Raw genomic sequence first — 14,505 nt, forward strand, 5'->3', positions numbered from 1 at the left:
GCGCTGGGTTTGACAGCCTGTGCGCCCGGCCGCTTCGCCAGCTCTATACCGAGCCGAACGGGCAGACGCACGACGACGCCACGGTGGCGAATGCGAATGTGGACGCGAGCGCGCCGAAGTGGACCGCGCCGGCCGGAGCGCTCACCATCGACATGCATAGTCACGCCGGCCGCGTCATCGTCTCGCGCAATCCGGCGATCGGCGCGAACCGTCCGTTCATGCCGCTGGCCGCGCCGATGCGCGCGGGCGGCATGAACGTGATCTGCCTCGCCATCGTCACGGACACCACCGTGACGCGCGTCTCCGACAACCGCAAGCGTTTCGAAGCCTGGCGCGAGCCACAGCCGGGCGAACTGTATGCGCTTGGTCAAACCGAATTCGAGCGCGCGCATCGCCTGATCGAACGCGAACATGTGCACGTGGTGACGAACGCGGCCTCGCTTCAGAGCCTCGGTCCGCTCGGGCCGTGCGCGATCGTTGCGGCCGAGGGCGCCGACTTCCTCGAAGGTCACGTGGATCGCGTCGACGAGGCTTATTCGCAGCACCAGTTGCGTCATTTGCAACTGACGCATTACCGCGTGAATGAACTCGGCGATATCCAGACCGAGCCGCCCGTTCACGGCGGTTTGACCGACGTCGGCGTGGAAGTGGTGAGACGTTGCAACGCGCTGGGGATCGTCGTGGACGTTGCGCACGGCACATACGATCTCGTCAAACGCGCGGCGGATACGTCCACCAAACCGCTCGTGTTATCGCACTCCGCGCTGGCCACGCATCCCGGCGCGCGCAGCCGGCTGATTACACCCGATCATGCGCGCGTGATTGCGGGCACGGGCGGCGTGATCGGCGTATGGCCGAGTTCGGGTTCGTTTCGCGATTTGCATGGTATGGCCGAGGGCGTCAAGCGCATGGCCGACGTGGTCGGTGTGGAACACGTGGGACTGGGAACGGACATGCTCGGCTTTATCTCGCCGCCGGTTTTACGCAGCTACGAACAGTTGCCGGATCTCGCAAGCGCACTTTTGCAGGCGGGATTCACGCAAGAGGAAGTCGCCGCCATTCTCGGCGGCAACTATCGACGGGTGTTCGAAGTGTCGGTGGGATGAGGCGCAGCGGCGATGCGCTCGCGGCGGTGATGCGCTCGCCGGACTAACGGCCCGCCGCCCACAATAGCGACAGGCCCGACGACAGCATCAGGCCGTCCACGACCAGCTTGAATGCCGCGGGACTCATGCGGACCACGATGCGCCGGGCGGCGAATGAGCCGAGCATGAGCGACGAACCCGTAATGAGACCGTCGATGACGACATGCATCGGCAAGGCGCCGAAGTGGCTGAAGACCGCCACTTTCGCGCCGTACACGGCGAGCGATCCCGCCGCTTCGGTGGCGAGAAACGCGCCTTTGACGAGGCCATACGCCATGAATACCGGCACCGTGATCGGCCCCGTGGACACCACGATACCCGTGAGAAACCCGACCACCGCGCCGATCAGCGAAAGATGCCAGAGCGCGAACTTGACCTCGCGCCGCGCGAGCCAGCGGCGGGTGGGCACCATCGCCACGAAGAACAGCCCCAGCGCAATTTCGACCGCGTGCGGCGGCAAGGCCAGCAGTGTTCGCACGCCGAGCGCGGCGCCGGGAACGGCGGTGATGCAATAGGCGGCGCAGGCGCGCCAGTCGATCTCCCGCCACCATGCGAGGACTTTGCCGAAGTTGCCCATGATCGCGGCGATCGCCATGATCGGCACGGCCTGTTGCGGCCCGAACAGCATGACGAGAACCGGCATCAGCATCATCGACGAGCCGGTGCCGATCACGCCGCTCAGCGTCCCTGCCAGCAAACCGACGCCCAACACCAGCACGTATCCCATGTCGCCCCCGAAGTCTGGACGACGATTTTACTCGAGCGATGTGTCGGTCAGCATGTCAGCAGCGGACTAGCCGCCTTCGTCGTCGAACACTTTCGGGTACACGCGCACCAGCACGATACGCGGCCCCTTCATCTTCTTGACCACCACGTCGAATCGATCGAAATCGACCCGCTGGCCTTCGGTGGGCAGATCGTTGAGCGCCTGAATCACGAGGCCGCCCACCGACTCGGCTTTGCCCTCGTCGATGTCGATTCCCAATGCGCGCTCCAGCGACACCACCGGCAGGCTGCCCTTGCCCATCAGCGTGCCGTCGTCCATGCGGGTCCAGTCGGCGTCGCCCTGACGGAATTCGTCGTGGATCTGACCAACCAGCGCGCCGAGCAGGTTATCGAGCGTCAGAAAGCCGATCGGCTTCGCGTTCTTGTGACCGACTAGCGCGAAGTGCGGCGCGCCTTTGCGAAAGCGCCGGAACAGTTCGAGCGCGGGCATATCGGGCTTAACGTATTGAACGGGTCGCGCATATTTCGACAGGTCGTCGAGCGTGCTGCCGGCATGGCGCGCCAGCAACAGGTCTTTCAGGTGGACCATGCCGGCCACGCGCTCGCCGGACGCGTCTTCGAACAGCGGGTAACGGCTGAAGCGGTGCTGCGCCACGACCTGCATGTTCTCGCGCATCGGCAGATCGCGCCGCAAGCCGATCATTTCGTACGACGGGCGCATGAGGTCGGATACGGTCATGCGCGAAAAATCGAGCGAATGGGCGATCGTGTTCCATTCGTCCTGACTGTAGGCGCCCGCGCCGTCGGGCGAGCCGAGTTCGCTCACGACGTTGGTGCGGCGCCCGCGCAGAATCAGCTTGAGTTCGTCCGTCGAATAGTGGGAATCGTGGCCGTGGTCCGCGTCGAGACCGGCGAGCTTGAGCACGGCATTGGCGCTCGTATTCAGCACCCAGATGGCCGGGTACATGGCCCAATAAAAGCCGTAGAGCGGCGTGGCGGCCCACAGCGAGACCTTCTCGGCTTCGCGGATGGCCAACGACTTCGGCGCCAGTTCGCCCACCACGATATGCAGAAACGAAATGCACGAAAACGCGAAGAACAGCGAGATGCCGTGGATCAGCTTCTCCGACTCCACGCCTGCCAGCGTGAAGAGCGGCGTGAGCAGTTCCGCGAACGCCGGCTCGCCGATCCAGCCGAGCCCGAGCGACGCCAGCGTAATACCGAGCTGACAGGCGGACAGATAGGCGTCGAGCCTGCCGTGCACTTTCGCCAGCAGACGCCCGCGCATTCCGTGAGCGGAAGCGAGGCTCTGCACGCGTGTCTGCCGCAGCTTGACCAGACCGAATTCCGCAGCAACGAAAAAGCCGTTGAGGGCGACGAGAAACAACGCACCGATGAGGGCGACAACCTGGATCAAAGCGAAAAGCTCCGGCAACGAAAGTTGTCAGTATAGAGGGCGCAAGTCCGGTGAAAGCAAATCGCAAAAAAGCCGCGTTGCACGGACGGCCGCTTATGACCTGGCCGTCGCGCTGAGCGGCACGCGCAGCACGAGCGTGGTCGCTTCGCCGTCCTGCGGCTCGCTCTGCTCGAAGCTGCCGCTGTGCGCTTCGGCCACACGTTTGCACAGCGCCAGCACCCACGCTATGCGCTTGGCTTCGCGCGGTTCGAGCGCCTGTTTGCGGGCAAAGGCTTCGAGCAGATGCGGCAAGGCCGTGTCCTGCAGCGCGTCGGCATTGGCGTTGAAGGTGACGGTGGCGTGCCACAAATGAGCGTCGGCACGCGCGCCCACGGTGACCGTGGCGCCTTCCGCGCTCGCTTCCACTGCGAACGTAGCCATGACCCACAACGCGGCGGCCAGACGCTCGCGGTCGCCGTTGAGCTGTTCGGTGGCAAGCTGTGAGTCGACCGTCACCTCGACGCCGCGTGAGCGCGCGAGGCCGGTGCGCACTTCTTCGACGGTTTCGTCGAGTAAAGGATGCAGGGGAAACGACGCATACGCGAGCGCGAGCGTCTTGGTCTCCGCGCGGGTTGCGTCGACGATGGTTTCGAGCAGCTTGACCTGTTGATCGACGCCGTTGCGAATGCCGGTGACGGCGCGTTGCGAGTTCGGGTCGTTCGCGTCGAGCTTGCGTTCGAGCACGTAAGCCCAGCTATGAATGGCATTCAGCGGACCGCGCAAATCGTGCGATACCAGCGAGAGCACATGGTCGCGCATGAAGAGCGCGGTTTCGGCGCGCAGATGCGCGGTGCGTTCGGATACCACGAGTCCGGCACCAACCGGCTGTTCACCGGTCGTTCCGGTTGAAGACGTTGTCACGATCGAGCCCTCAGGCAATGCTTGAAGATGGATGGAAGCCTCATTATAGGCATGCCGTCCGGCGCGACCAGCCTGGCCGGACGGCCAAAGCGGACGCAATCCGCATGCCACGCGGCAAAGCTCGGCGATGCGGCGCCAACACGCCTACAATGTCGGTTTTTACGATTTGACCTGAGGAGCGATACATGTCGACTGTGACTACTGAATCCGGCCTGAAGTACGAAGACATCGTTGAAGGCAGCGGCGCCGAAGCGGTCGCCGGCAAGACCGTCAGCGTGCACTACACCGGCTGGCTGACCGACGGCCAGAAGTTCGACTCGAGCAAGGACCGCAACGACCCGTTCGCTTTCGTGCTGGGCGGCGGCATGGTCATCAAGGGTTGGGACGAAGGCGTGCAAGGCATGAAGGTCGGCGGCACGCGCAAGCTGACGATTCCGCCGCAACTCGGCTACGGCGTGCGTGGCGCGGGCGGCGTGATTCCGCCGAACGCAACGCTCGTGTTCGAAGTCGAACTGCTCGACGTTTGAGTTTTTCGCCGCTTCACAATCGGACAGACTGCCGATGAGCCACCCCGCCGTCCACGCGCCTAGCGTTTCGTTGCGCCGCTACGGCGCAATCGAAGCGTCGGACGTGCACGACTTTCACCAGGTGGTGCTCGGCCTCGACGGCGCGATGGTGATGGCCGTAGACGGCGTCGCGCAGCAGATCGACGCCGGCTCGGCCTGGCTCATTCCGGCAGGCGCGCGGCACGATTACGCGGGCGTCGGCGAAAACCGGCAACTGGTGCTGGATTTGCCGGCTGCGTCGCTCGCGGTGCCCGAACGGCTGTTCGAGCGGGCGCGCGCGGTTACCGTGGACGCGTCGCTCACGCAACTCGTCCATCGCATCGCGGCGCACGCCACTGGCGGCGCCTGCATCGACGATCTCGACACGCGGCGGTTTCATTGGGACGCTGCGGCACGCCTGGGCGCCGCGCTGGTGGCCGACGCGGGCATGACGTCGGGGGCTCTGGCGCCGGGGTTGGACTTCGCGCGCATCGACCGCTGGCTGCGCGCGCATCTGTCAGAACCTTTGCGCATCGCCGACCTCGCCGCGCATTGCGGCTTTGGCATGCGGCGCTTTCATCAGCTGTTTATCGACGCCTTCGGCGAAACGCCGCATCGCTATTTGCAAAGGCTGCGGCTCGACACGTCCATTACGTTGCTCGCCGACGCACGCCTTTCGTTGACCGACATCGCGCTCGAAATCGGCTTCGGCGACCAGAGCGCCTATACCCACGCATTCACGCGACGCTTCGGTCTCGCGCCCGGCCAGTGGCGCGCGCTGCGTCACTAAGCTGCCGTCGATCCATCCTTTTTCGCGAGCGAGCCGCGTTGCACGGCTCGCCTGCCGACGCGATCGCTTCGAAGTTCGAAGCGATCCGATACGAACGTATCGCGTCGTTTAACCAGCCAGACCGCGCTCCAGATCGCCGCGAATGTCAGCGGCATTTTCCAGACCCACGGCCAGACGGATCAGCCCTTCGGTAATGCCGGCTGCCGCGCGTGCTTCGGGCGTCACGCGACCGTGCGTGGTGGTGGCAGGGTGCGTAATCGTGGTACGCGTGTCGCCGAGGTTGCCGGTGATCGAGCAGATCTTCGTGTTGTCGATCACGCGCCACGCGTTTGCACGCATCGCTTCGGGCGTGTCGCCCTTCAACTCGAACGACAGGATCGCGCCACCCGACTTTTGCTGACGCATCGCCAAAGCGTGCTGCGGATGCGATTCGAGCCCCGGATAAAACACGCGATTCACCGCCGGATGCGCCTCCAGCCAGCGCGCGATTTCCAGCGCGTTCGCCGACTGTTTATCGACGCGCAGCGACAGCGTTTCCATGCCCTTGAGCAAGACCCACGCGTTGAACGCGGACAAGGTCGGCCCGGCGCTGCGCACGAACGGGAACACCTTCTCCATGATGAACTGCTTCGAGCCCACCAGCGCGCCGCCGAGGACGCGGCCCTGACCGTCGAGGAACTTGGTGGCCGAATGCATCACCACGTCCGCGCCGAGCTTCAGCGGCTGCTGCAATGCGGGACTGCAGAAACAGTTGTCGACCACGAACAGCGCGTTCGCCGCCTTCGCGATCTTGCTGATCGACTCGATATCGGACACTTCGGTCAGCGGATTCGACGGCGTTTCGAGGAAGAACATTTTCGTCTCGGGACGCACGGCGTTTTTCCACGCCTCGAGATCCGTGGGATCGACGAAGGTCGTGGTGATGCCGAACTTGCTGAAGATCTGCGAAAACATGCCGAGCGTCGAACCGAACAGCGCTTGCGAACTCACCAGATGGTCGCCGGCCTGCAGCGTGGACATCACGACCGACATGATGGCGGCCATGCCCGACGCAGTGGCCATGCAGGCTTCGCCGCCTTCGAGCGCGGCCAGACGGTCCTGGAACATCGAGACGGTCGGGTTCGTGAAGCGCGAATATGTGTAGTTGTCTTCGGAATTCTTGAAGCGCTCGGCGGCGTCCGCGGCGCTGGAAAACACGAAGCTCGAAGTGAGGAAGATCGCTTCCGAGTGTTCGTTGAAGTCGCTGCGCACCGTGCCCGAGCGTACTGCCAGCGTGTCGAAATTCAGGGAGTCGTCCATGTTGGTTCTGTTTTCCAATGTTCCAGGCTGCATCCAGCGCGCACGGTGTCATGAAAGACGCCAATACGCACCGAACGACAGCAACAAAAAAGCCCGCTTTGCGTCGGCATAAGCGGGCTTCATGTGCGGGGAAAAGCTGGAGCGGAGGCGGATGATTGCGGCGTGTCCACCATTCGCTTTAGCTGTTTTGGGTTGCCCCGCGTCCGCAAGCTGAGTTCAAATCGACGCAAGCCCTCATGCTAACACGCTCGCGACGTGGCGTGCAGCCGGCCACGCAGCGAGCGATGCGGCTTGCGTTAGCGTCGCTCAGCCTACCGACAATTGCAGGTGCAATTGCGAACGGGCCGGTGCGCCACCGTCGATCGCTTCGCTTGCGGCGTCGCGGTCCGACTGCGAGGACGGCGCGAGACGCGCGGTTTCGATGCGATCGAGATACTCGGTCGTGACATCGCCCGTGACGTAGTTGCCGTCGAAGCATGACGCTTCGAATTCCTTCAGCGCCGGGTTGATGTCGCGCACGGCCTGCTTGAGCGCGTCGACGTCCTGATAAACGAGATGGTCGGCGCCGATCATGCGCGCAACTTCTTCGTCCGTCCGGCCGTGGGCCACGAGTTCGCCGCGCGTCGGCATGTCGATGCCGTACACGTTCGGGAATTTCACCGGCGGCGCAGCCGAGGCGAAGATCACCTTGTTCGCGCCGGCATCACGCGCCATCTGCACGATTTCGTGGGACGTGGTGCCGCGGACGATGGAGTCGTCGACGATTAACACGTTCTTGCCCTTGAACTCGATGCCCATCGCGTTCAGCTTCTGGCGCACCGACTTCTTGCGCACGGCCTGGCCCGGCATGATGAAGGTACGGCCGACATAACGGTTCTTGAAGAAACCTTCGCGATATTCCACGCCCAGCTTCTTCGCCACTTGCATGGCTGCCGGACGCGACGAATCGGGAATCGGCATCACGACGTCGATGGGGACGTCGGGCAATTCGCGCTTGATCTTTTCGGCGAGGTAGTCGCCCATGCGCAGACGCACGTTGTAGACCGGCACGCCGTCGAGCACCGAGTCGGGACGCGCCAGATACACGAGTTCGAAAATGCACGGGTTCAGGCTCGGCGTCGTCGCGCATTGCTGCGAGTGCAGATTGCCTTCGATGTCGATGAAGATCGCTTCGCCCGGCGCCACGTCGCGCACGAATTCGAAGCCGATACCTTCGATCGCCACCGATTCCGACGCCAGAATCCACTCGACGCCTTCCGCCGTTTCCTGCTTGCCCAGACACAGCGGACGAATGCCGAACGGGTCGCGGAAGCCGAGCAGACCGTAACCGGCGATCAGCGAAACGATCGCATACGAACCACGCACCCGGCGATGCACGCCCGAGACCGCCTTGAACAGCGCAGCCGGATCGAGTTGCAGACCCGAGCTGGACAGCTGCAATTCGTGCGCGAGCACGTTGAGCATCACTTCGGTGTCGGAATTCGTGTTGATGTGGCGGCGATCGATGCGGAACATCTCATCTTTCAGCTGCTGCCAGTTGGTCAGGTTGCCGTTGTGAGCGAGGATGATGCCGAACGGCGCGTTCACGTAGAACGGCTGGGCTTCTTCTTCGCTCGACGCCGAGCCGGCGGTCGGGTAACGGACCTGACCGATGCCGGTCGTGCCGGGCAGGCTGCGCATGTTGCGCGTGCGGAACACGTCGCGCACCATGCCGTTGGCCTTGTGCATGTGGAAATTGCTGCCGTTCGCCGTCGCGATGCCGGCTGCGTCCTGACCGCGATGCTGCAGGAGCAGCAGGCTGTCATAGATCAGCTGATTGACCGGGGAGTGGGAAACTACGCCTACGATGCCGCACATGGCATGTCCTTCAAAGGTACGAAATTCGTCATGGCGACCGGTGCCCGCAGCATCTCTGAGAGACTTCGTTCGAAGCGTGCGTGGAGGCACGCGACGTCAGGCGAGGCAACCGGATTGCGCCGGAGTCCTGCTGCGCCCTTCGAACCGATCGCCTGATCGTCACACACGGACGTAGGCAGCGAGCGTCTCGGGAAGCAGCGGTTTCATTACGTGCACGCCTTCGACCGCATAGGGCCGCAGCAAGGCGTTGCGCCAGAATTCCTGTTGGGGCAGTTCGGTCAAGCCAGCGAGGGCGACCAGAATCAGCACCAGTAAGACCCCGCGGACGAGGCCGAACATCAGACCAAGCGAGCGGTCGACGCCGCTCAAGCCGGTTGCCTGCACGATGCGGCTCAGTAGCGCATTCAGTACGCTCGCTACCAGCACCACGCCGATCACCACCAGCGCGAACGCCAGCAGCCATTGGGTCAACGCGCCGCCCGGCCACGTGGACGGGATATACGGCACGACATAACCGACGAACCGGCAGGCAATGAAGAATGCCGCGATCCAGCCGATCAGCCCGAATATCTCGGACAAAAACCCGCGCCATGTGCCGCGCAAGGCCGACAAACCGATCACCGCCATTACAGCGTAGTCGAAGGCAGTGAACATCGCTCGCTTACTGTGCAGCGCCGCTGTTCGCACCGGACGTCAAGCCGGCCTCGCGAACCTTGGCAATCGCCGCGCTGGCCGATGCACGATCGGCAAACGGTCCGGCGCGCAGCAGGGTGAGCGTACTGCCGTCTGCCTGTTTCCTGTGTTCGGTATATGCGGGCACTCCCGCCGCTTTCAACTTGGCCGCCCAGTTTTTCGCGTTGGCGTCGTTCGCAAAGGCGCCGAGTTGAACGGCGAAGCGGCTGCCCGGCGGCGACGCCGGCGTGCCGGAGTTCGCGTCCGCGCTAGCCGCCGCGTTGTTCGTGCTGTCAGTGCTCGGGGCCGGCGAGGCCGCCGTGCTATGCGTAGCGGGCGCCTTCGCAGCCGGTTTGACCGGTGCGGGTGCGACAGGTGCCGCCGACGTAGACGGTGCGGTGTTGGCGGCAACCGCGGGCGCTTGCGGCTTCGCTGCCGGCCGGGTCGACGGGACCGCGCTGGCGACCGCGCCCGGCTGCTTCGCGGCGGACTGCGTTGTCGATTGTGACGACGTTTGCGCACCGGCCGTTGCAGGCGCAAGGCCGGAGGCCGCGAGCGCCGCGTCGGGCGACGTCGGATTGTCGGGCGCGACGCCGGCCTGCGTGTCTTCAGCGGGCTTGGCAATTTTCGGCGCCGGACGACTTGGAATGTCGATGGAGATGTCGTCGGTGACGGGCTTCGGGTGCGAGTCGAGCACCATGGGCAGGACCACCACGGCGGCTACGACCAGCGCAATTGCGCCGACCAGCCGGCGCCGGGCACGCTGCTTTTCCGGCAACGTGGGGTCGAGCAGCATCGCATCGGCGTCGACAGGGCGTTCGGTGCGGCGGGTTCGCCGCTCCACACGCTCGCCACGAGCCGCCCGAGTGGAACTGGTATTTGCGCCGCGCCGGCTGGGCGCGTCGTCTTTCTTGCCGAACGAGAAAATTCCCATGAATCGCTTGGTTCGAGCCTGGCGCCCGTTCAGTGTTGCTGCGATTTACGGTAGGACATTACGCCAGCTACCGTATAGAAACTGCCGAAAACCACGATTCTATCATTCTCTGACGCCCGTTTTAGCGCGTCTTGGTAAGCCTCTGCCGGCGTGGCATAGCGCGTGATGCTGCTGTCGTCGCTATCGGACACGCCCTGCTCGCGCAACGCCGCTTCCAGCTCTTTCGCCGAGGCCGCGCGCGGAGTCGGAAGGTCAGTCAGGCACCAATGGTCGATTTCACCCTTCAGATGCGCCAACACACCGGCGATGTCCTTATCGCGCATCGCGCCGAACACCGCGTAAGTGTAGGGAAAAAAGCCCATGTTGCCGAGATTTTGCGTGAGCACCGCGGCGGCGTGCGGATTGTGCCCGACGTCCAGAACAATGGCGGGCTTGCCCGGCAACACCTGGAAACGCCCCGGCAATTCCACGTTGGCCAGTCCCAGACGGATGTCTTGCGCCGACACCGGCAGACGGTCGCGCAAGGCTTCGAGCCCTGCCAGCGCGGCCGACGTGTTGATCAGCTGATTCGCGCCGCGCAACGCCGGATAGGCGAGCGCCGAGCGGCGCATGGTCGGACCGACGTAGCTCCATTGCTGACGCTCACTGCCGGCCTGCCCTTCGTAGCGAAAATCGCGGCCGAACAGCCACAGTTCGGCGCCGATTTTCTCGGCATGGTCGATCAGGCTTTGCGGCGGCACGGGATCGGCGCAAATGGCCGGCTTGCCGGCGCGGAAAATGCCCGCCTTTTCGAAGCCGATCTTCTCGCGCGTGTCGCCCAGATATTCGGTGTGGTCGATGTCGATGCTCGTGATGATCGCGCAATCGGTGTCGAGAATATTGACCGCGTCCAGACGGCCACCCAGGCCGACTTCGAAAATCACCGCGTCGAGTCCGCGCGACGCGAACAGGCTCATGATGGCGAGCGTCGTGAATTCGAAATAGGTCAGCGAGACGGGTTCGGCGAGACTCAACCGGGCCGTTTCGACGGCTTCGAAGTTCGGCAGCAGATCGGCGTCGCTCGCCATTGCGCCATTTACGCGCGCCCGCTCATTGAACGTCAGCAGATGCGGTGAAGTGTGGCAGCCCACCGAATAACCCGCGCGCAGCAAAATCGCCTCGAGAATGGCGCAGGTCGAGCCTTTGCCGTTCGTGCCGCCCACGGTGATGATCGGGCAGTCGAACGACAACTGCATAGCGTCACGTACCTGGGAGATACGGGTCAAACCCATGTCGATGCCGACAGGATGCGCGGATTCGAGGTGCGTGAGCCACGCGTCGAGGGTGGGGAATGTGGTCATCGAGTGAATCGGTGCTGCGTTGCGAGACCGTGATTATCCCGGAAATGACAGCGCGCCGCTTGATCACTCTCGCGGCGCGCTATGTTTGGACTGCTTTTTTGACGGCTGGCAGCGGTTCGCCTGACGGCACCGCTGCCGTACCTCACCCAACTCAGGCGACGGCGTCCGCCGGTTGATGGCTCAGCAGCGCCATCAGTTGTGCGATTTCCTCGCGCAGCTTGCGACGGTCCACGATCATGTCGATCGCGCCCTTGGTCAGCAGGAATTCGGCGCGCTGGAAGCCTTCCGGCAGCTTTTCGCGCACGGTTTGCTCGATCACGCGCGGGCCGGCAAAGCCGATCAGCGCCTTCGGTTCGGCAATCACGACGTCGCCCAGGAAAGCGAAGCTGGCCGACACGCCGCCCATGGTCGGGTCGGTCAGCACGGAGATGAACGGCAGCTTGGCTTCGGCGAGCTTGGTGAGCATAGCCGTGGTCTTCGCCATCTGCATCAGCGACAACAGGCTTTCCTGCATACGCGCGCCGCCCGAAGCGGTAAAGCAGATGAACGGCACTTTCTGCTCGAGCGCGTTCTGCGCGCCGCGGGCGAAACGCTCGCCGACCACCGAACCCATCGAGCCGCCCATGAACGAGAACTCGAAGCAGGCCACGACCACCGGCAGCGTGTGGATAGCGCCGCCCATCACGACCATGGCGTCCGTTTCGTCGGTGTCGTCCATGGCTTCTTTCAGACGATCCGGATACTTACGGCTGTCCTTGAACTTGAGCGCGTCGACCGGCACGATTTCCTGGCCGATTTCGTAGCGGCCTTCCGGATCGAGCAGGCCGTCGAGCCGCTCACGCGCGCCGATCCGCATGTGATGGTCGCATTTCGGGCAAACGTGCAGATTAGCCTCGACGTCGTTGCGATACAGCACCGCTTCGCACGACGGGCACTTGATCCACAGGCCTTCCGGAATTCCCTTGCGGTTTTTCGGGTCGGTTTGCTTGATTTTCGGCGGCAGCAGCTTATCGAGCCAGCTCATATTGATTCCCTCTGGGTCAGCCGGTTGTGCAAAACGGCGGGACGAACCCGCCGCTCACCTTACCGGAGACAAAAAATGACTGTTATCGGGCAGTCGCGACGCTATCGAGCGCTTCCCGGACTTCGGCGACGAAGCGCGTGAGCATCTCGGCGGCGTTTTCCGGCGCCGCCTGTTCGAGCAATTGCACGATGCGGCTGCCGATCACGACGGCATCGGAAACTTCGGCAACCAGACGCGCCGTTTGCGCGTCACGAATGCCGAAACCGACACCTACCGGCAACGGTACGCGCGACTTGATGGCCGGGATTTTACTCGCGATGCTGGAAACGTCCAGATTTGCCGCTCCGGTCACGCCTTTCAGCGACACATAATAGACGTAGCCGCTGGCGATTTTGCCGACTTCCGCAATGCGCTCGTCGGTCGACGTGGGCGCCAGCAGGAAAATCGGATCGATGCCCGACGATCGCATCTGTTCGGCGAAATTAACGCATTCTTCGGGCGGATAGTCGACAACCAGCACGCCGTCCACTCCGGCTTCCTGCGCCGCTTTACCGAATGCCTCGGTGCCCATCCGTTCGATCGGATTGGCATAGCCCATCAGCACGACCGGCGTCGTGTCGTTGGTCTCGCGAAAGCGCTTTACGTCGGCAAGGACATGACGCAGCGACACGCCGTGCGCCAATGCGCGCTCGGACGATTGCTGGATCACCGGGCCGTCGGCCATCGGATCGGAAAACGGCACGCCGAGTTCGATCACATCGGCACCGCCGGCTGCCAGTGCATGCATGAATTCGACGGTGCGCTTCGGGTCCGGATCGCCTGCCGTTATGAACGGAATCAGGCCTTTCTTCCCTTGTGCGGACAACGCGTCAAACGTGTTCTTGATACGGGACATGGAATATTCTCGGGATTTTTAGCTACTGCGCGCTTATTGCGCCTCGGTTTGCCGTGCGGGTTTGGCGACGGCCTTGCGAGTTTTGCGCCCCGCGGTAGGCACGGTTGCGGCCGCGCTGACGCGTTCACGCGCTATCGCGCAGTAACTTTCATTGATCTCATAGCCGACGAATTCGCGCTGCTGACGAGCGCAAGCGACCGCGGTAGTGCCGCTGCCCATGAACGGGTCGAGCACGCGCCCGCCCTTCGGACAACTTGCCAGCACCATCCGCTCGACAATTTCCAGAGGCTTCTGGGTGGGATGCGCGACGCGTTCGGCGTGTTGCCGATGCAGTCGCGAAACCGACCAGACGTCTTTCGGATTATAGCCAAGCTCGAGCCACTTGCTGCCTTCGAACAATTTACGCGAACGCGCCTTCTTCGTGACTGCATCGTACGGGATGCGGACGGGATCGAGATCGAAAAAGTAATCTTTCGACACCGCGAAAAAGCCGATGTTGTCGTGCACCGAGGTAAATCGACGCACCGTTCCGCCCATGCTCGGCACGCGCCGGTCCCAGATGATTTCGTTGATCATCGTGAGTTTTGTCTTCAGGAAGCTGAAGATTTCCGGTGCGTACTGCCAGGTGCAGAAAATGTAGAGCGAACCCGACGGCTTGAGCTTCGGAATGGCAAGCTCCAGCCAACTGCGCGTCCAGGCGAGAAAATCGTCGCCCGTACGCATGTCCGAGTCGTTGCCGTAATCTTTGCCAAGCCCATAAGGCGGATCGCATAGGATCAGGTCGATCGACTGGTCGGGAATGTTCGACACATCGGTCAGAAAATCGCGGTTCAACAGCTGGATACCGGCAGGCACCTGCGGCAAAAGCGATGCAGGCACAGCGGCCGCCACTAATTCAGCGGCCGGATTCACTTCAATCGCCGGTTGCGGCTCGTCGAACTCGTCGCGCATCGTCGCGGCG

General features: G+C 63.3%; 14 protein-coding genes. 3 read left to right on the forward strand and 11 right to left on the reverse strand.

The window, feature by feature from the left end; translation table 11 throughout:
- Positions 1-83: 83 nt before the first annotated feature.
- Complete coding sequence (locus tag P3T18_RS31600) at positions 84-1,106, forward strand: dipeptidase (protein WP_429303901.1); 1,023 nt, start codon at positions 84-86, stop codon at positions 1,104-1,106.
- Between the two features lie 43 nt (positions 1,107-1,149).
- Here the strand turns inward: P3T18_RS31600 and P3T18_RS31605 are convergent, their stop codons facing one another.
- The 3 genes from P3T18_RS31605 to P3T18_RS31615 all read right to left on the reverse strand — a co-directional run bounded on the left by P3T18_RS31605 (position 1,150) and on the right by P3T18_RS31615 (position 4,188).
- Positions 1,150-1,872: a sulfite exporter TauE/SafE family protein gene (locus tag P3T18_RS31605; protein ID WP_429303902.1), complete on the reverse strand. Its 723-nt coding sequence runs from the start codon at positions 1,870-1,872 to the stop codon at positions 1,150-1,152.
- A gap of 66 nt (positions 1,873-1,938) precedes the next feature.
- A complete protein-coding gene (locus tag P3T18_RS31610) occupies positions 1,939-3,288 on the reverse strand; it encodes a hemolysin family protein (RefSeq protein WP_429303903.1) in 1,350 nt (449 codons plus the stop codon).
- A gap of 93 nt (positions 3,289-3,381) precedes the next feature.
- The gene (locus P3T18_RS31615; RefSeq protein WP_429303904.1) at positions 3,382-4,188 is read right to left on the reverse strand and encodes a sensor histidine kinase; all 807 of its coding nucleotides are present in this window, start codon (positions 4,186-4,188) and stop codon (positions 3,382-3,384) included.
- 185 nt (positions 4,189-4,373) lie between these two features.
- On the opposite strand from P3T18_RS31615, the gene P3T18_RS31620 reads away from it, so the two are divergent.
- Together P3T18_RS31620 and P3T18_RS31625 are read left to right on the forward strand one after the other, a co-directional pair.
- On the forward strand, positions 4,374-4,715 hold the full coding sequence (locus P3T18_RS31620; RefSeq protein WP_074770998.1) for an FKBP-type peptidyl-prolyl cis-trans isomerase: 342 nt from the start codon (positions 4,374-4,376) through the stop codon (positions 4,713-4,715).
- Positions 4,716-4,749: 34 nt separating this feature from the next.
- Complete coding sequence (locus tag P3T18_RS31625) at positions 4,750-5,523, forward strand: helix-turn-helix domain-containing protein (protein WP_429303905.1); 774 nt, start codon at positions 4,750-4,752, stop codon at positions 5,521-5,523.
- Positions 5,524-5,631: 108 nt separating this feature from the next.
- Here the strand turns inward: P3T18_RS31625 and P3T18_RS31630 are convergent, their stop codons facing one another.
- The 8 genes from P3T18_RS31630 to P3T18_RS31665 all read right to left on the reverse strand — a co-directional run bounded on the left by P3T18_RS31630 (position 5,632) and on the right by P3T18_RS31665 (position 14,495).
- The gene (locus P3T18_RS31630; RefSeq protein WP_429303906.1) at positions 5,632-6,822 is read right to left on the reverse strand and encodes an O-succinylhomoserine sulfhydrylase; all 1,191 of its coding nucleotides are present in this window, start codon (positions 6,820-6,822) and stop codon (positions 5,632-5,634) included.
- 306 nt (positions 6,823-7,128) lie between these two features.
- Complete coding sequence (gene purF, locus P3T18_RS31635; protein ID WP_429303907.1) at positions 7,129-8,679, reverse strand: amidophosphoribosyltransferase; 1,551 nt, start codon at positions 8,677-8,679, stop codon at positions 7,129-7,131.
- A 159-nt stretch (positions 8,680-8,838) separates the two neighbouring features.
- Positions 8,839-9,333: a CvpA family protein gene (locus P3T18_RS31640; RefSeq protein WP_429303908.1), complete on the reverse strand. Its 495-nt coding sequence runs from the start codon at positions 9,331-9,333 to the stop codon at positions 8,839-8,841.
- Positions 9,334-9,340: 7 nt separating this feature from the next.
- Positions 9,341-10,285, reverse strand: coding sequence for an SPOR domain-containing protein (locus P3T18_RS31645; protein ID WP_429303909.1), 945 nt, complete (start codon positions 10,283-10,285; stop codon positions 9,341-9,343).
- A gap of 29 nt (positions 10,286-10,314) precedes the next feature.
- Complete coding sequence (folC, locus tag P3T18_RS31650) at positions 10,315-11,625, reverse strand: bifunctional tetrahydrofolate synthase/dihydrofolate synthase (protein ID WP_429303910.1); 1,311 nt, start codon at positions 11,623-11,625, stop codon at positions 10,315-10,317.
- 151 nt (positions 11,626-11,776) lie between these two features.
- Positions 11,777-12,649 carry an acetyl-CoA carboxylase, carboxyltransferase subunit beta gene (gene accD, locus P3T18_RS31655; RefSeq protein WP_091804851.1) on the reverse strand — a complete coding sequence of 291 codons (873 nt, stop codon included), beginning with the start codon at positions 12,647-12,649 and terminating at the stop codon, positions 11,777-11,779.
- A gap of 82 nt (positions 12,650-12,731) precedes the next feature.
- Entirely contained in the window at positions 12,732-13,544 is an 813-nt protein-coding gene (gene trpA / locus P3T18_RS31660; RefSeq protein ID WP_429303911.1) for a tryptophan synthase subunit alpha, read from the reverse strand.
- Positions 13,545-13,577: 33 nt separating this feature from the next.
- A complete protein-coding gene (locus P3T18_RS31665) occupies positions 13,578-14,495 on the reverse strand; it encodes a DNA-methyltransferase (protein ID WP_429303912.1) in 918 nt (305 codons plus the stop codon).
- Positions 14,496-14,505: the final 10 nt, after the last annotated feature.

The sequence above is a fragment of the Paraburkholderia sp. GAS199 genome, assembly GCF_050436585.1.
GTDB lineage: Bacteria > Pseudomonadota > Gammaproteobacteria > Burkholderiales > Burkholderiaceae > Paraburkholderia.